Annotated in this window: 11 protein-coding genes; 4 read left to right on the top strand and 7 right to left on the bottom strand. The window is 39.1% G+C overall.

What is annotated here, in order from left to right; translation table 11 throughout:
• Positions 1 to 2: 2 nt before the first annotated feature.
• The 6 genes from ACJVDH_RS13220 to ACJVDH_RS13245 form a co-directional block, all read right to left on the bottom strand.
• Entirely contained in the window at positions 3 to 1,058 is a 1,056-nt protein-coding gene (locus ACJVDH_RS13220; RefSeq protein ID WP_443943878.1) for a DUF1735 domain-containing protein, read from the bottom strand.
• 24 nt (positions 1,059 to 1,082) lie between these two features.
• Positions 1,083 to 2,465, bottom strand: coding sequence for a RagB/SusD family nutrient uptake outer membrane protein (locus tag ACJVDH_RS13225; protein ID WP_443943879.1), 1,383 nt, complete (start codon positions 2,463 to 2,465; stop codon positions 1,083 to 1,085).
• 10 nt (positions 2,466 to 2,475) lie between these two features.
• On the bottom strand, positions 2,476 to 6,672 hold the full coding sequence (locus ACJVDH_RS13230) for a TonB-dependent receptor plug domain-containing protein (protein ID WP_443943880.1): 4,197 nt from the start codon (positions 6,670 to 6,672) through the stop codon (positions 2,476 to 2,478).
• A 116-nt stretch (positions 6,673 to 6,788) separates the two neighbouring features.
• Positions 6,789 to 7,940 (bottom strand): FecR family protein, encoded by a 1,152-nt coding sequence (locus ACJVDH_RS13235; RefSeq protein ID WP_443943881.1) that lies wholly within the window; start codon positions 7,938 to 7,940, stop codon positions 6,789 to 6,791.
• Between the two features lie 185 nt (positions 7,941 to 8,125).
• A complete protein-coding gene (locus tag ACJVDH_RS13240; protein WP_443943882.1) occupies positions 8,126 to 8,707 on the bottom strand; it encodes an RNA polymerase sigma factor in 582 nt (193 codons plus the stop codon).
• A 278-nt stretch (positions 8,708 to 8,985) separates the two neighbouring features.
• Entirely contained in the window at positions 8,986 to 9,906 is a 921-nt protein-coding gene (locus ACJVDH_RS13245) for a S1 family peptidase (protein WP_443943883.1), read from the bottom strand.
• 204 nt (positions 9,907 to 10,110) lie between these two features.
• On the opposite strand from ACJVDH_RS13245, the gene ACJVDH_RS13250 reads away from it, so the two are divergent.
• Positions 10,111 to 11,028, top strand: a complete 918-nt coding sequence (locus tag ACJVDH_RS13250) for a bestrophin family protein (protein WP_443943884.1) — start codon at positions 10,111 to 10,113, stop codon at positions 11,026 to 11,028.
• Positions 11,029 to 11,206: 178 nt separating this feature from the next.
• Here ACJVDH_RS13250 and ACJVDH_RS13255 read toward each other — a convergent pair whose 3' ends face one another.
• Positions 11,207 to 11,878, bottom strand: coding sequence for a YceI family protein (locus tag ACJVDH_RS13255; protein ID WP_443943885.1), 672 nt, complete (start codon positions 11,876 to 11,878; stop codon positions 11,207 to 11,209).
• Positions 11,879 to 12,209: 331 nt separating this feature from the next.
• Between ACJVDH_RS13255 and ACJVDH_RS13260 the strand changes: the two genes are divergently transcribed.
• Genes ACJVDH_RS13260 through ACJVDH_RS13270 form a run of 3 tightly spaced genes read left to right on the top strand, consistent with a single transcriptional unit; the run spans position 12,210 to position 19,470 of the window.
• Positions 12,210 to 15,407 (top strand): SusC/RagA family TonB-linked outer membrane protein, encoded by a 3,198-nt coding sequence (locus ACJVDH_RS13260; protein WP_443943886.1) that lies wholly within the window; start codon positions 12,210 to 12,212, stop codon positions 15,405 to 15,407.
• A gap of 19 nt (positions 15,408 to 15,426) precedes the next feature.
• Positions 15,427 to 16,914: a SusD/RagB family nutrient-binding outer membrane lipoprotein gene (locus tag ACJVDH_RS13265; RefSeq protein WP_443943887.1), complete on the top strand. Its 1,488-nt coding sequence runs from the start codon at positions 15,427 to 15,429 to the stop codon at positions 16,912 to 16,914.
• A gap of 57 nt (positions 16,915 to 16,971) precedes the next feature.
• The gene (locus ACJVDH_RS13270; RefSeq protein ID WP_443943888.1) at positions 16,972 to 19,470 is read left to right on the top strand and encodes a phosphocholine-specific phospholipase C; all 2,499 of its coding nucleotides are present in this window, start codon (positions 16,972 to 16,974) and stop codon (positions 19,468 to 19,470) included.
• Positions 19,471 to 19,493: the final 23 nt, after the last annotated feature.

A 19,493-nucleotide genomic window follows, 5' to 3' on the forward strand; every position in this document is an offset into this window, starting at 1 on the left:
TATTAGTATGCATAAATACTGATTAAAGTAGTTGCCGAATCTGTTTTAACCGGCGGTGCACTAAGGAGATCTGTACTTACATCTTTTAGCTTCAGTCCCAGCAAATACCAGGTATTTTTGACGATGCTTTGTTTGTTCTTAAAAACGATCGACAAGCTATCGCGGCTCTTGGTTGCGCCGGCTGGTATCTGAACGACCGATCTACGTAATTCATAAGTGTTTGCTGGTAGTGCACGATAAGCAATACGTGAAAGCACACTATAACCGTTTATTGTAGCATCATCGACAGCTATACTTGCATAAACAGAAAGATTTGAGGGCTTGAATGCAGAAGATAATCCTACTGAGATACGAACTGAATCGGGTGCTGTCAATACGCCATCCGCGCCAAATCTAAGCGTATAATAAATGATAAGTCTACCATTACTCCAAGATGGTACTGCGCTTGTTCCCCATCGGTTAGCCATATCCATTTTTGCCGCAAGCTCACCTATATATATTTTCATTTTAATAAAAAACAATGAATATGTTAATGATGAACCCTGTTTACTTGCTAACGAAATGGGAATTAAGTAGGTTGTATTATTTTTAAGTTTCGATGCATCACGGAGCGTTACATACAATGAGTCCTTAGACTTAGTTGTACCTGCGGTGATCGGAAAAACGCCGTTATGACTAACTGAAAAAGCATTTGCTGTAATACTTGGGTTATTTTCGAGGTATAACTGATTATAGGCGGTAACAAGAGCAGTATCTATTGTGGCAAAAATTGTATCGTTAACCGAGGTAGATGTCTTCAATGTAACAGGCACCCCAACGTAGCTGGTTACAAAATTATATTGTGTTCCGCGAAGAGAAACCATCGATCCATGCTCTATATACGAAACCATGCTGCTGCTGGCTAGTCTTGCGTATAATTTATCTTCCTCAGTCAAATTATCTTTTTTACAACCGCTCCACATCATCAAAAGAAGTATAATTTTACAGACTGCAAATGCGCCTCTTCGATCTGTGATATTAATTTGTATGCTATTCTGATAACAGTTTAAATGTTTCATATTTTCTGTATTATTTTAGGATTATTATCTCGGATTTTGCACAATATTTGGGTTAGCAGCCAACACCAATGAAGAAAACGGAAGTAAATAACTTGGCGAATTTGATGCGATAGTTTTTAAAAGTGTATTCCCCGTAACACTTCGACGCTCGATATTGACCTGGTAACCGGTCATTTTATTTAACCTCTTCAAATCGAAAAGCCGCAAACCTCCATGACAAAATAACTCACGCCGACGTTCACTAAATACATAGCTTAATATATTCTGAGTTGTATATGTCCGGCTATCTAAGGTGGATATTCTGGTAGCCCTGAGAGAGTTTAACATATTTCCGGCTGCTAAGACATCCCCTTTTCTGGCCAGACACTCTGCTTTTATCAACATAGTTTCGGCTATACCTATACTATTGTCAAACACATAAGCTCGAGATATAGCGGTAGAAAGCGTATATGAGCTGTAAGAAAAACGCTTCGTAAACCGCGCATCTGTAGCGACAAACGTATTGGTTAATTCTGGGCTAGGTCTGAATGAAGATGCATAATAACCGTAAAAGTTGATGTCGGCGGTGATTTTTCCCATCAAGATTTCTGGATTGTTTCTTAAATCCAAAAGTTGGGTTGGCGCAACGTAACTTGTACTCAAATAATTCTGCAACGTACTAACCCGTGCCAAAGTAGAATCTGCATACTTTTCTGCATTGGTATAATCACCTTTATATAAATACGCGCGGGCAAGCAAGGCAAACCCAGCTGCTTTGCCAGGATGAATTACATCCGATCCTTTTGTGGGTAAATAAGGATTGTCTACCGCTTGCTGAAGATCAGAGATAACTTGATTATAGACCGCTTCCACACTTGACCTTGGCAGTAATGCGTAACTATCAGGGACAAGTGATAAGGGTACACCCAAATCCGTTGCTGCAGTTGCGCTATCATAAGCTGGTCCATACATATTAACCAATTGCAAATAAAAAAAAGCGCGATGGATCAGCGCCTGGGAGATCACATTACTCCTATTTTGTATCGTGTTTAATTCATCTGCAGGCGCATCATTTATTCTATCTAAGATGATATTTGCCTGTAATATTCGAGTATAAGTCGTATTATAGATAAAATCATTTTCCGCTGCATTCCAAACCATACTTTCATACAAATATGCTCGGGTATAGTAGGTGCTGGCCGCCGTTCTTTGATTGTCTGTAAGTTGAATATCATCACTCATCACATCCAGTAAAAAATACTGGCATCGACCAAGAGAATCGCTGTTTAACATTTCCTGAAAATCTTTAATTGTTGTGGGATTAATACTGGAGGTTTGAGCAGTGACATCCAGAAACTTTTTACATCCAGTTCCTAAATAACACAACAGGGAACATAACATCAAAAACAGTAATTTATAACGTTGCATAATCATAATCTTAAAAACTTAAATTAACATTTGCAGAATATACCTTTGGCATACTTAAGCCAGGCCGCCCGTCATTGCCAACCATTACGGGATCAATATTATATTTGTTTTTTGCCCATGTAAAAACATTTTGAACAGAACAAGTGACTGTTAAGGAACTTAGGCCATATTTCTTAACCCATTTGCCTGGTACATTTGCGCCAACCATAATCTCCTGAAGCCGTATATTATCCGCCGGCAAAAGACTGTTGCTGGAATACTGCGCTACAAATTGTCGGTAACCATTTAAACCAGTGGTACTTGCAGCCGCTACATCTGTAAACTGTTCATCACCTGGCTGTCGCCATCTATCGGTAACTAAGGCGCTTGTTTCTTTGGCCGCGCTCACATAAGGGATGTAATAGCGCATCAAATAACCTAAATTGAATACCACCGCGGCGCGACAGAAAAATGCCCGATATCGGACTTCCTGAATAACGCCACCCGTCCACGGCGCTTTGGTTACTCCTGCATAAACTAAGGAAGAAGCAACAGAGGCGCTATCGAAGCGAGAGGAAACCTTGCCAGATGCATCATAATATTGAGGTTCTCCGGTTGCACTTAAACCCGCCCAAGGCAAAGTCCAAACGCCGGTTACGTCATATCCAGATCTGTACGCTTTCGTGTAACTTGACGTTGCAGTAAATGCGGGTGAAGGCACATCAGTTACAACGTTTCTATTATACGCTCCATTAAGGGTTACCGAGTATGTGAAGTCGGTATTTCGTATCACATCGGTTTTCAAAAATAACTCAACACCTTTATTATTCAGGCTGCTATAGGTGGTTTGCGAGGTTGTACCGGTTGCAGGGTCTGTTGGGACTGCGAGATAATTGTTGACTCCAGCAGAGGTTTGATTATAATAACGAACGTCCAAGCTATATCTATCCTCATTCATTGCAATTCGGCCACGAATTTCGTAAGTGGTATTCCTTGGAGGGACACTGGAAAAATCACTTACATTGGCCTGACTGAAAGAACCATTTGTGGCCACATTAGTTCCCATCATTAGTGCCATCGCCTGATAAGAGCTGGTATTCTGCAAAGATGCGCCCACTTCAAATGCACTAATTGTATTGGAGTAAAAGTATCGCTCCTTTGCTATATCATACCTAAGAGAGCCGTTATATTGCCTTATCCCTTCCGGAGATTTTGAATACTTAAAATCTAAGTTAAACAAGCGCTTCCTTAAACTAAGTACAATACCAGCGCTAAGGTAATTGCTCTTTTGAGTACTTATCTGCGTGTCCGACGCGTTCAGAGATTGTAAATTACCTACTGTTCTTTGCGTATTGTAAGCTATATTAACACTAACTGCACTGTCTATTAAAGATGCCGTTAAACGCTGATAGATATTATTTGAAGATTGCCCCTGTTGTTGTGTCGGATTCAAACCCGTAACCCATATTGCGTAATTATTGAAATTGGTTTGCTGATATCTTAAATTATTATACTGAACGGGCAAATCAGGCATTTTTACGCTATTGACTCCCGTCGACACATAAAGACCTTTTACCAATTTACCCCAGTTTTTAACAACTTTCCAGGTAATATCTCCATTATAAGTCTCCATTACTGAATATGGCGGATCTTGTCCGTAAACTGGATTTAAAACCCGGTTATACCCCCCACTTATCGTGATAAAATCTGAAAATCGATACTCAAGCTGTGCATTTGCGTTAATGTTCCGGCTAATCGTAGTATCTCCATTTACCGGCACAGTAAGAGAATATGGCACCTGAGTTGTTATAGTTCCGGCAATTAAAGAATAAAAATTAGTGATAGATGCATCTATCGCCGGCGTTGGCAAATATACGGGAGTTGAAGTACCTGTAGTTTGATTGTAACCATAAAGTGTTTCCCTGGCTGGGCGACTGGATTTGGTACTCGCTGCGCCTACACCCAATCCAATAGATAATCCATGCTTACCAATCGTCTTTGCAAAGCTCAAATTTGTCCTCAAATTATACTGTGTATAATCCGTACTGTTTTGCTGTAAAATGTCGCCGTAAGGCACATAAAAATTCACGTTTCCGCCACTAATTTCTCCGAAGCGATCAACCAGCTGCCGTACATAACTTGATTCCCGACCATATAGCATCTCGGCATTGGTTTGCTTGCCCGTGTAGTATATTGACGTGCCCCATGTTAATCCGGGCAATAGGTTCCAATTGGCGTTCAAGCTAGTTTTTTTGGTAAAAACGTCTGAGGTATTTTGATTTGCTCTTGCATCTTCCAAGATATTAACACCGTAATTCTTATACCCATACCCCATGATGGTTTTATTTGCACTCTCAGATAAGCTGGTATAATCATATACATAATTGCCCTCAGCATCTAGTAACATTTGATAGGGTTCTAAAGACGTATCTGTTGGAGAGAATGAATAGCCCGTGTTTACTTCATCACGTTGAAGATTAATTAACCATTTAATTTTAAGCTTATTGTTAAACAATCTAAAATCGTTATTTAAATTGAGTGAAAATGTCTCTGTTTTATTATTCAGAGCATTGCTTTGATCTTTGATGTAAGATCCGGCCAATGTGAATCCATAAACATTGCTTCCACCACTCAAAATGAGATTGTGATTTTGAGCAAAACGATCTTGCGAAAGAAGGGCGAGTTGTGCCTGATTATCCAAGCGACTAAGGGAATCCCATTTTTGATTAAATTGGGTTTCGGTAATCATGTTAGACTTTCTTTGAGTAAGATACGTTTGTGCGGGAGTTAGATTTAAGGAACTGTTATTAAAATCAGATGGATAGATTGCAAACATTTCTTTTACATATTGTAAATACTCCGCAGAGCTGGCCAGTTGCAATTTCTCCCGGTCAAACTTTACAGCCGGAGAGTAGCTAAAATTATTCGAATAACTAATATTAATGCGCCCTTTCTTCGCTGATTTGGTTTTTATCAATATCGCTCCACCACTTGCAGCTGGTCCCCATTTTATCAACTCTTTAGGATCTTTTATTACTTCAATGGATTCCACATTCATCATCGGGTAATTTGCAGGAAAGCCTTCTTGTGGAAATCCGTCAATTACAACAAGCATATTCGAGTTTTGCGGAACAAAATTACTGGTACCTCTAATTTGAGGTACAAGCGTACTGATAACTGATGTTGTTGTATTGATTTTATAGATTGTACTGGTTTGACCTTTTAAAAGTCCATCTAGAATGCTCTGCGCTTTAGCTGCACCACCAACCCACTTTGTAAATTCTTCAACCGACATTCTCCGGTACTGCATACCAAATTCTCTGGCATATACATCTACACTTGTTACAGTCACAGTATTGGCATTTACGGTTTGCAGGCTCAACCCCGGTATGGTACCTTGCAAGATCTGGGAAAGGTTCATATAACTTCGGTTGGTTAAATCAACAAATTTTGTTGGGTTTTTCTTAACTTGATCATAATTGATAGATACGTCGTCGAGCTCAATAGACATTTCTTTGCCCTTTTTCAAGACAATATATTTTTCTGTTGTATCCATATAATGGATAATTTGTGTGGGATATCCCCGGAAAGTGACTTCGATTGTCCCTTTCTCTCCAATCGTCAATGTAAAGCGACCTACGTCATCTGTTATTGCCGAAGAAAGGCGGTTTATATCTTTAACTTTAGCGCCGGCGATAGGAATTTCATTCTCATCTACCACCGTTCCCCTCATCAGCCGCGCAGGCCTTAAAGGAATCTTCCTGGTGACCTTCCCCTTACCGGCGACTTTTTTAAGTGCAATGGTTTTATTGAATATATCGTATTCAAGATTTAAGCCTTCCAATAGTTTTTGAAGAGCTATAGTTAATTGAACCTTGGTTACATCAAGGCTGACCGAGCTAAATGTATCGATATCTTGTTTTTTGTAAAAAAATACGAAATCTGTCTGCGCTTCTAAATCCTGAAGAATACGTTCCAGCGGTACTTTATCTCTTTTGATGGTTATTTCTTGTGCATATGAACTCGAAAAACTACAGATACAGGCCAGCAATATAGCTATAGACACCAGCGGCACTTGTTTTAATAAAAATGGGTTCTGTCGGCTCTGATCAACTGGATTAAAGGGATGTTTTTCTTCAAGCCGATGACATAGCTTTATGATGTAACGGTCTATAAACAGGAGTCGAATCGTTTTTTTCCAATAAAAACGGATGGTGTAAATTTTCATCAAATGGTTTAGTTTGTCAAGTTTAGGTTTTTATAGTTCTGAAAATGGAGAGATATATCAAGCCATCTTCAGGCAATCGTAAATCGCATTGAGTATTTGTCGATTGTTACAGGTTTTTAGTTTAGAATCATCTGAAATTTGTTGTTATGGTCCTTATATAATGTTAGATTGATATCTTGATAACTCAATAATTTTTGCAATTGACCAAGGCTGATATTTTTAGGAATTTTGCCGGCATATCTAAATGATTTAGGAGAAGATCTGTTTTGGACTGGTATACCATACCAGTCGGCAATTTCAGCAACCAGTTCCTCGATGCTACTGCCATCAAATCCAAAATACCCGGATTTCCAAGCCACAATTTTTGAGGCGTCAACCACTAGTACCTTTAGATTTTCAGCATTCAAAATGGATTGTTGGTTCGGTTTCAGGATTAATGCCATTCGCCGTTTGTCAGTAGGTTTTACCATTACTACACCTTCCAGAAGTGTCGTTTTAGTTTCGCCACTTCCAAACCGGTTTTTGATATTGAATTTTGTACCCAATACCTGTATGCATTGGCCATTACTGTTTACAATGAACTTGCTTTTGTTTAGGCTTTTGGTCACTTCAAAATAAGCTTCACCCTTCAGATAAACCTGTCGATCGCCAGCACCAAACTGTTCTGGAAAGGAAATTGTGGATTGCCCGTTCAACCAAACTTTTGTACCATCCGAAAGCGTAACCCGATATTGAATACCTCTTGGTGTAGTCAGAGTTGCCATTGCCAGCTCTTGTTTTAAAGTCGTATCAGGACGGATAATCATTCCGTTATCCTTTGTATTGGTTACCGTTGCATTTTTTAAATGTGTAGCTCTATTCAGCTCAAGTGTATCCAGTTCTATTTTTTGCCCTGTAGAGAGCGTAAGGCTCGGTTTTCCGGATGCCGCTACCATTTTATTTAGTTCCTGATTGCTTACCACAATCAGATTTGATTGTGCAAAAAAGAGATAGATCGCGGTACTTATTCCAAACACAATAAAACATGCTGCAGCTACTTTATACCAGATTGTATAAGAAGATACAGGTTTGCCTGAGTCTGTCTGTATGGCTGAAAGTGTGCGCTTTTTATTGCGCCGATAAAGCTTTGTTAGATATTTTGAATTGGGAATTGACTTTCCATTATCGGTCTTTTCATACCATTGATACAATTCCATTCTCTCGGCGGTTGTTTCACCACCTTTTAAATACTTTTTTATAATCCTGAGAAGATCATTATTCAATTTCATAAATGCGATTTTTTTATATTAACAGCATGTTAATATCAAGTCAACATTTACATGTCAATCGAAAGTGAATCAGCACCTATCCTCATATCTACTTTTTATAGAAAAAAAATAATTATATTTCTTCAATCTATAGAAGTTCGCCATACACCGATAAAAAAAGTAACGTTTTACAAAAAAACCGCCTCTCAGCAAAAGATATTTGGCAAACAATAAATTATTGCTTTGTTACTAACCTTTTTTATTCGTTGCAATGCTTTTCCTATTTGATTTTCGACGGTCGACTCGGATATCTGAAGATAATTTGCTATTTCCCTGTGCGACATATAGTCTTCTCTACTCATTTTGAAAATTTGTCGACACTTTTCTGGTAAACGTTCTATCTCTTGTGTCACCTGATCTAAAATATAGCGGTAATGCAAACGCTCATCAAGTGGCAGATCATAGGTATCAAGTTTATATTCTGCGATATTTCGGGCGTGGCTTTCGAGTTTTTTTCTCCTATGATAATTGATAATTAAATATCTACAGGAAGAAAATAAATAGGCCGGAAGGGAGGAGATTTGGGTAATGCTTTCTCGTCTTTTCCATAAACTTAAAAATAAGTCGTGAAGAATGTCCTCGGCGTCAGATTCATTATAAACTTTCGAGATAACGTGTTGAAATAAACCAGGATAAAAAAGATCGTATAATTTCGAGAACGCCTGATGACTACCTCCAGAAAAGTCAATTAATAAAGCAGTATATGAACTATCGTTTAAATTTTGCATCCTCAAACCGAAAGAGCTTTTGGGCTCAGTAAATAATATGTTTGGGATGTGGACTCTTGACAGAATAACCATTCTGTTAAAGTTGAATTGAATAAGTAGGGATATAGAAATTAATATAATCTCATTTGCTAAATATACGCGATACCGGCAAATAAATCTACTAAACCCGAGAGGATTTATTGTTAATTTTTTTTAGAAATACATTTTAACATATTACCAGTAAAAAACTAGCGTTTCATAAATACTAGCTCATAATATCATTGTAAAACTGATTTTCGCTAGTTAAATGAGATCAATTTCTTAAAGGTCCGGACGGGAATTGTCGATTTTACGACCATTTGTAAATTGTTCTGTTGATTAGTGCGTAAATTTTCCTGATAATAAATCGAATGCGTCGTAGAAACCATTCCAACAAGATTCCCATATTCATCAATAATTGGTCCTCCACTAGACCCTTTTGCATAATCTGCTGTAATTTCCATACGATTCCCGAAAGCGTCATTTTGTTTTTTTGCATGGTTTCTGGCGACTATTCCCGTTGAGAAATAGTACAAATACCCATAAGGATTTGTATAGGCAAAAATTTTAGCACCAACCAAAGCTTCCAATCCCAATGGTATAGGTTTCAACTGAGTTTTTAACGTATTTATCTTAAACAATGCTATATCTCCTTCTTTGTTAAAAGACAAAATTTCTTCAATAGGAAAAACATCGCCATTTGAATTTGCTACGAGCGTTAGGCTGTCTTTATCCAAAATTGGCGTTTCTTTCTCAATTAGAGGTTTTAATACGTGATAATTTGTTGCACAAACGCCATCTTCACTCAATACAATTCCGGAAGCGATGACCTCAACCTGTTCTCCTTTCGCGCTCACTGCTTTACCGTATTTTACAATCATCAATACAGCATCTTTTCTTATTGATGCGATATTTTCAGCTGTTTTTTTTCGAGAATTTATCTTTATGTTTTTTACTTTAACTAAAGTATTTTCCTTAAGGCCTGATGTCTTAGTTTTTAGGGCTTTTGTACCCATAAACGTATATATCTTTTGAACGGCTTTTACCTTCGAAATGAGACTCGCTTCCAATGCATTGTAATTTACAAAGGTTACATCTCCATCAGGTTCTTGAGCCTTAACATTTTGTATCGAGAAATAAAATAAAATTGTGGACAATAAAATAAGTTTAATTTTGATCATTTTATTAGGTGGTTCTAAAAGAATACATTAGTTCGAATGTTCCATATTCCGGACACATCCGGCGTTTGCTTACTAAGTGTCTTAACACTGAGCCAACCCCTACGTCTATTTTAAAAAAAAAATTGAACCTCCTTATGTGGATGATCTATCAGAAAATTCTGGTGGTTTTAACAGATTAAATTATAAAACCTTTAATTTTGTTTCATGATCAATAGAAAGCCGCTTAACTGGTTTAGCATGTTGTTTGTATGGAATGGCTCTGTACTTCCAAAAGTGTTGCCCAGATTGTTGCTTCTTTTCGGGCTTTCCTGTATTGTTGTCTATTTAAAAGGTAGCCTGTTTGAAATTAAAATTCCTTTGGCGCCGCCGCCACTCACTATTTTTGGCATTGCGCTTGCCCTTTTTCTGGGCTTTAGAAACACGGTAAGTTATGATCGTTTTTGGGAAGGCCGCAAATTATGGGGCGCAGCTTTAAATGAAACACGTTCATTAGCGCGTAAAGTATGCAGTTTGGCACCAAATAAAATTTCTAAAGAATTCGCCAACGAATTTACAGATCTTCTGATCTGTTTTGTGTATACACTAAAACACCAGCTGAGATTTACAGATGCAACAGCAGATTTGCGCAAACGCTTAAACAACGCGCAAGCAGAAAAAGTAATTGCGGCAAAATTTAAACCTGTTGTTTTAAATAGCCTTTTGTCAGAATCTACTGCGAAAATGCAGCAAGAAGGTAAAATAGATTCCATTATACAGATGTCTTTTGAAGATGGATACAACAAACTGAGTGATATTGTTGGCGGTTGCGAACGCATTGCCTCAACGCCAATTCCGTACACGTATCGGGTGTTGCTTCATAGAACGGTATATATTTATTGTTTTTTACTGCCTTTTGGTTTTGTAGACGGATTGGCCTGGATGACACCTTTTATCGTAACATTTATCGCTTACACATTTGTGGCCTTAGAAGCTGTAGCCGATGAAATTGAAGATCCATTTGGCACAGAACCGAATGATCTTGCACTCAATACAATGGCCAATATGATTGAGGAAACACTGCTTGAAATTTCCGGTCGGCCGATTCCTGTTCAGGAGAAAAAAGAAACTTATTTATTGGATTGATAAAGTCGCGAAAGTCTGTAAGTCCGGAAATATGCCGAAAATAACCTGGTGATCACAATTTCCTCAAGGTCTTCATTGCGAACTGAAGCAAGGACTTTGTGTTGGAGTGAAGCAATCTATCTATAAAAAAACCAAATCCCTTATCATAGAGATTTGGTTTTTTATGGTAAAGCAAATTTTATTTTTTATCGGCTTTAAGGTTTAAGCCAATTTCAACATCTTTGGCAATTACCCAGTTTTCTGGGCTACCTTCCGTTTTGTAGCTAATGCCCCAGGCACTTCTATCTATTGTAAATTTAGCTGCTGCAGTAACTCCTGTTTCAGAAATTTCAACTTTCGCCGGGAAAGTAATGTTTACTGTACTGTCTTTCAACGTTAGATTTCCGCTAATTAAACGGTTTGCACCATCCAATAAACTTTTCTGTTTAGCAGCATCATAAGCCTCTACCTTAGTAATTACAAATTTCGCAGTCGGGTATTTCGCAGCATCAAAAAAGTCTGCACTTTTCAAGTGCCCTTCCAGATCTGTTGCTTTTTTATCTTTTTCTGTAACAGAAGCAGAGTCTACTTTTAGCGAAGCCATATTTACCACAAACTCGCCACCGGTTAACGAATCTTTATCTACAGATAATGATCCCGATGTCACTTTAATTATGCCCCATCTTGGTGCCATACCACCTTTGTGTGCAGCTTTCCAATTTACAATTGTTGCAGTAGTATCAATGGCCAAAGCCGTACCAGTTTGTGCTGCTGCCTCTTGCTGATCGCCAGTTGCAGCTTTGTCGCTCGATGAACCGCCACAGGCAGCCAGGAACAAAAACGCGGGGATTGCATAAAGTAATTTTTTCATAATCTTCTTTTTTTTCGTTTTAGGTCAGAGAAAATGTATTTCTTCTCCTTTTGCTACCTAAAACTAAACAATTGATCTTTAAATAAAAAACCAGATTACAAACCACTTCAAACTTTTAATCCGGCCTGACGAAATTACGCCCGGTGATACCGAATTGCGCGTCAAATTTCTGATGGCTTTCTTTCGATTTAACGATTTAATAACACCACCAGCGCTTTTAGGCATCTATTCCTTAATACAAACACGTTCCAAACTTCATACGCTTAGTTTAAAATTGCGGCTACAATCTGGTTCATTTATCCTCCAGAAAAACGGAAACAAACTAATCATTATGAATTTCAAAACAACGTTCGGCGGTATTCTACTGCTGTTTAGTGCACTTGTGGGCAGCGTGCAGGCATCAATGCTTACACGTACTGAGATCTCAAAATTACATTCGCGGGCAGAAACCACCATCACGGGTACCGTTAAAGATGCTGAAGGCAAATCATTACCCGGCGTAACCATTATGCTTAAAGGCAGCAGACGCGGTATTTCTACCAATGGCGATGGTAAATTCACCCTAAAAGCAGAAACCAATGATATTCTGGTTGTATCACTGGTGGGCTATAAAACCCAGGAAATCGCTATCGGCGAAAAAACTGCTGTAGATATTGTTTTGCAAGTTGAAGAAGCTACTTTAAACGAAGTTGTAGTTACCGCAATCGGGATTAAACAGCAGAAGCGTAAACTCGGTTATGCAACACAAGAAGTAAATACAGAAGTATTGGATAAAGCCAAAACCATGAATTTTGGTAATGCCCTTGTAGGTCAGGTTGCAGGTTTAACTGTTAACAGTCCAACGGGTATTTTTCAGGCACCACAAATCAGTTTACGCGGAAAAGAACCGCTAATTGTAATTGATGGTATCCCGATTGAAAGCAATTTATATGATGTTTCCTCTTCCGATATTGAAAACATCAACGTACTTAAAGGCGTAACCGCTTCCGCACTTTATGGATCAAGAGGAAAAAATGGTGCAATTGTCATCACCACTAAACGGGCCAAAACAGAGGGTTTAGAAGTAAATGTGGGTACAAATAATATGGTTACAGCTGGTTTTACGGCTTTTCCAGAAACACAAACAGAATATGGAAACGGTTCTGAAGGAAAATATGAATTTTGGGATGGTGCCGATGGCGGAATCTCTGACGGAGATATGATCTGGGGACCAAAATTTGGAACCGGAATTAAAGTAAGACAGTGGAACAGCCCGATTCGCGATAAACAAACCGGAAATGTAATTCCGTGGTGGGGCGATGTAAGCGGAACCATTTATGACGATAAAGCGCGCTATGAACGCGTACCTACAGATTGGGTACGTCACGACAATCTGAACGATTTTCTAAGCACAGGAATTGTTACAGACAACCATCTTTCTTTGGCTTATAAGAGCGAAAAAGCCCAGCTTTATTTTTCTGCCAAGCAAGCTTACCAAAAAGGACAAGTGCCTAACACCTCACTTTCTACAGGTGGTTTAAATTTTAGCGGAACCTACAACCTCACTAAAAACCTGGTTGCAGAAGCCAGCTTATCTTACAACAAAGTATACTCTCCTAATTTTCCACGTTATGGGTACGGACCAAAAAACCACATGTACACCATTCTGATTTGGATGGGCGATGATGTTAACGGACAGGATTTAAAAGATCATATGTATGTTCCGGGTTATGAAGGCTATCGCCAGGCCAATTACAATTACGCATGGTACAACAATCCATATTTCGCGGCTTATGAGCTGAACCAGATCCACAATAAAAATACGGTTGATGGTTTAATGCGTTTAGCGTGGACAGTAACACCGGGTTTAACTTTACAGGCGCGCGCAAATTTGCGGAACAGCAGTCTTTTTGAAGATATGCAAAGCCCGAAATCTTATATGAACTACGGCGATTCAAGAAACGGAGATTATAAAAACTGGAACAGCAACCAAACCAATTTCGATGCCGATTTCTTAGCAACGTACACTAAAAATCTGTCAGAAAAAATTGCTTTCACGGTTAACGGAGGTGCATCTAAATTTGCCAGAAGCTATCGCCAGCAATACCAAAGTACAGATGGAATTATCGTTCCTTTTGTATACAGTTTAAACAACACGCAAGGCCCGGTTCAGGCATCAAATAACTTACAGGAAAAAGAAATTCAGAGTGTTTACGGTTCTGCAAACCTCGATTTATTTAATGCGGTTTACCTAAACGTAACCGCGCGTAACGACTGGTCTTCTACGCTTCCGGTGGTTTCCAATTCGTATTTCTACCCTTCGGCGTCTATCAGTACAATTGTTTCTCAGTATTTAAAAATGCCAAAGGCGATAGATTACGTAAAAGTTAATGCATCATGGGCACAGGTATCTAACGATTTGGCGCCTTACAGCATCCAATCGGTATACACTAAAGACATTACTTATGGCAGTACACCATCTGTCAATTATGGTAATGGTTTGGTTAATCCATTAATCAATCCAGAAAAATCTACTTCTTATGAACTGGGTTTATCTACAGGTTTATTTAAAAATAAGCTGAGTGTAGATTTCACGTATTACAACATTCTGGATGAAAATCAGATCATTGATCTAAGCGTTTCGCAGGCTTCTGGTTTCTCTACCAGAAAAGTAAACGGAAACAAATACAAAACCAACGGATACGAAGTTGTATTAGGCGTTAAACCGATTACAAACCGCAATTTTAGCTGGGATTTGAATCTGAACTGGTCATCATCGATCCGTAAAATTACCGAAATCTATAATGGCAACGCCAAATTCGGAAATCTATCTGTAGGCGATCGTGCTGATAGTTATTATTCTACCGTGTGGGAAAAAAGTGCAGACGGACAATTAATTTTAGATGCAAACAGCGGTTTGCCTATTCAAGATCCTTATCAACGCAAAGTGGGCAATATTGATCCAACGTGGAGAGTAGGTTTCCAAAACAGGTTTAAAATCAAAGATTTTGTGATAAACATTGATATTGATGGTGCCTGGGGCGGAATTATGAATTCTACAACCATAGAAAAAATGTGGTGGGGCGGTAAACATCCGGCATCTACAGCGTTTAGAGATGCAGAATATGCAGCCGGAAAACCTGTATACGTACCAACAGGCGTTGTGGTTACTGGCGGAAGCCTGACCAGAGACATTAGCGGAAATGTGGTTTCAGATACGCGTACTTACGCACCAAATACCAGAGCCGTAAGCTGGCAAACCTGGAGCCAACAATATCCTTATCGTGCGAGAGTAACCGAAGCCGAAAGCGAAAAATTTGCCAATACTTTCGATCGGTCTTTCGTGAAACTTCGTCGTGTATCGGTTGGATATGATGTAGCCAAACTGGTTAAAATGGGCAGAATTAAAGCGCTTGATATAAGTGTCTACGGTTACAATCTGGCCATGTGGAAAAAAATGCCATATCTGGATCCCGATTTCGGAACCGATTCTGACTTACAAGATCCTTCGGCCAGATACCTTGGCGCATCAATCAACCTAAAGTTTTAACATTTATCGCTAAAAACAAATGAAAAAGTTATTCAATATATGCCTTTTGGCTACTTGTTTATTCACGGTTTCTTGTCAAAAAAACCTCGAAGAACTGAATATAGATCCCAATCGCCCGCAACAAACGCACCCTCAACTTCTACTCACCAGAATAGAATGGACTGCTTTTCAGGCTTTCGGCGGAACGTCTCCTCTTTATGCCAATAAAATATTGGTGCAAAGCGATGGCGAAAACCTGGAACAATACTACAAATGGAACCGATCTTCTTTTGATCCGTACGACAATTTACGTAACGTAACCAAAATGGATGAAGAAGCTACAAAGCTGAACTTAAAAGCCTATAACGCGCTATCTAAATTTTTTAGAGCGTATTATTTTTACAACCTCACTTTGACTTTTGGCGATATTCCATACAGCCAGGCGTTAAAAGCAGAAAGCGAAAAGGCAATCTTTACGCCGGCTTACGATCAGCAAAAAGAGGTTTTTAAAGGTATCCTGGCAGAACTAGCCGAAGCAAACACTATTCTTAAATCAGAAAACAGTATCATACTGGGCGATATTATTTTCGGCGGATCGGTACAAAACTGGCGTAAAGCTGTAAATGCATTGCGCCTAAAAGTTTTGCTTACACTCTCTAAAAGAACTTCAGAAACTGATTTGAATATCGTGAGCCAATTTGCAAACATTTACAATACTGAATTATTATTTACCAAAGATGAAAGTGCGAAACTTGTATTCCTAAACCAGCAAGGCAATCGTTATCCAGAATTTAACTCCAGTAGTTTTGGCTCTGGAATGTATATGGACATGACTTTTGTTGAGCGACTGAAAGAAAGGCAAGATCCGCGTCTTTTCCTTTTCTGTACACAAACCAGATTGGGTAAAGAAGCCGGAAAAGCCATTTCAGATTTTAGTTCCTATGAAGGCGGCGATCCTGCAGCGCCATATGCAGAAACCAATGTTAAAGCCGTGGCTGGTCGCGTTTCTAAAGTACATGAACGTTATTATTCAGATCCTGTAAACGAGCCTCGCGTACTAATCGGATTTTCAGAACAACAATTAATTCTTGCCGAGGCAAGTGTTAGAGGTTGGATTGCGGCCGATGCAAAAACATTGTATGACGATGGCGTAAAATCGAACTTCAAATTCTACGAAAGTAACGTAGCCAGCTTATCCAGCTATGTTACAGAAACCGCAGCAGTAAACTATCTGGCTATGCCAATCAATAGTTTTGCCACTGCAACAACAACAGAACAAAAAATAGAATTAATTACCACGCAAAAATATCTGCAAACGTATTTTCAAAATGGCTGGACAGCCTTTTTCAGCAATCTGCGCACGGGTTATCCGGCATTTCGCAGAACGGCGGGTGTTAATATTCCTTTCAGATGGATCTATCCTCAATCCGAATACAACAACAATGCAGAACAAGTAAAAAAGGCCATCACCAGTCAGTTTGGTGCAAACAACGATTTAATTAACCAGCCCACCTGGTGGATAAAATAATGCTCTATACCCTCGCGGCCGTTTTGACGGCCGCGCTTTTATGTTTAAAATCGCACTATGGAATCAAGAAGAGATTTTCTTAAAAAAACCAGCCTTTTTGCTGGTTTGGCCACTGTTGCCAATGTTATTCCGCCAAGTTTGCTTAAAGCGATGAGCATTGAAGCGGCAGCGGGCAGCACCTATAAAGATGCAGAACATGTTGTTTTTCTAATGCAGGAAAACCGTTCCTTTGATCATGCTTATGGCACTTTAAAAGGCGTTCGCGGATTTAATGATCCCAGAGCTTTAAAATTACCTAATGGAAACCCGGTTTGGTTTCAAAGCAGTAAAGCCGGAAAAACTTTTGCACCTTTCAGGCTCGATATAAAAAATACCAAATCTACCTGGATGGGCTCGCTCCCACATTCCTGGACAGATATGGTTTCTGCACGTAATGAAGGAAAAATGGACAATTGGCTGGAAGCCAAAAAACCAGGTAAAGAATATGAAGGCATGCCGTTAACAATGGGCTATTATGATCGTCAGGATCTTCCATTTTATTATGCTTTTGCAGATGCTTTTACCGTTTGCGATCAGAATTTCTGTTCGTCACTTACCGGAACCAGCTCTAACAGAACATTTTTTTGGTCTGGCGCAATTAAAGAAGATCCGCATGATCCAAAATCATTGCCGCATGTATTTAACGGCCAAATCGATTATAAAAACATTGGCTGGAAAACATTTCCTGAACGTTTGGAAGCCGCGCAAATTCCGTGGAAAGTGTATCAAAATGAACTGAGTTTACCTGTTGGTTTAGAAGGTGAAGAAGACGATTGGTTGGCCAATTTTACAGACAACAGTCTTGAATTTTTCAAACAATATAACGTTCGTTTTCATCCGGCACACCTTGCATGGTTGCAAAAACAGGCCACAAACCTTCCTTCAGAAATACAACATCTTGAAGCCAAATCGCCAAAAACTGCTGAGGAAGACAAACAACTAACCGCAAAGAAAGATGCGTTTGTCAAGGTAACCGAAGCCATGAAAACCTATAACAAAAAAGGTTTCGAGGCCTTGAGCGATTTTGAAAAAAATATCCATAAAAAAGCCTTTGTAACCAATCTTGCCGATTCTGATTACCACAAAACCGAACAGATTGACTACGAAGATGAAGGTAAAAAACGAGAAATGACCGTGCCAAAAGGGGATGTTTTGCACCAATTTCGGCAAGATGTAAACAACGGCACTTTACCGATGGTTTCCTGGCTGGTTGCACCTTGTCGTTTTTCTGATCATCCGGGTTCGCCCTGGCATGGCGCCTGGTATATTTCTGAAGTTCTGGACATTTTAACCAGGAACGAAGAAATCTGGAAGAAAACCATTTTCATTCTTACTTACGATGAAAGTGATGGTTATTTTGATCATCAATCTCCATTTGTTCCGCCAAACACGCAAAAACCATTTACAGGAAAAGCATCATCCGGAATACAAACCGAAACTGAATTTGCTGCAATTGACCAGAAAAATCCTGAAAAAGGAGAAAGCCCAATTGGTTTGGGGTTCCGTGTACCGATGGTGATTGCATCGCCGTGGACAAAAGGCGGATACGTAAATTCTGAAATTTTCGATCATACATCTTCTTTACAATTCCTGGAACATTTCATCAAAGTAAAAACCGGAAAAACGGTAGTAGAAACCAATATCAGTAATTGGCGGAGAAGTGTTTGTGGTGATTTAACGTCGGCTTTCCGCCCGGCAGAAGATCAAACTGTTGCGCTAAAAGCTTTAGACCGTAATACCTTTATCGAAAGCATTTACGCTGCACAGTATAAACCGCTTCCGGGTAATTTCAAAGAAATTTTACCCGCGAACTTAAAAAAAGCTGTTGAAAGTGGAAAATTAAATGAAATTCATCCGGAACAAGAATCCGGAACAAAACCGTCAAATGCCATTCCATATCAACACGAGGTAAATCTGGTCCAAAATGCAGATGGATTACTTTCGATGCAGTTTGCAGCCGGAAATTCTCTTTTTGGTGATAAAAGTGCTGCAGGCGCTTTTCAGGTGTATGCACGGGGAAAATATAAATTGAAAACGGAAACCACTACAGAACTTGTTGATATGAACCAATGGAATTTTTGTGTGTTGCCAGACGACGCAATAGACTTTCAATGGCATGCGGATGATTTTGAAAACGAGCTTTATGTGTTAGAATGTTATGGGGCAAATGGTTTTTTCAGATCATTTCAGGATGCCAAAAACTTCAGCAGCCTTAATGTTAAGGTATCGCCAGAGCTTTTAAATCGTAAAATGGCTTCAGGAAATATGAGTATTTCTTTGTTTAGCAAAGCAGATAAAACAGTTGTTGTAACAGATAATGCGTACGGCAATAAAACTCAAACTGTTGTTGTTAAAGGCGAGAAGCCAGTCTATTTAACTATGCCATCTAGTAAAAATGGTGGTTGGTACGATTTTACAGTTACGGTAAGGGGCAATGCAACATTCGCACAACGTTATGCCGGAAGAATTGAAACCGGAAAAAGCAGTATTTCAGACCCGGTTATGGGCCGCGTGTAAAATTCACAAAAAAACGCTGATGA

Source organism: Pedobacter terrestris (genome assembly GCF_052343045.1).
In the GTDB taxonomy this organism is placed as follows: Bacteria; Bacteroidota; Bacteroidia; order Sphingobacteriales; family Sphingobacteriaceae; genus Pedobacter.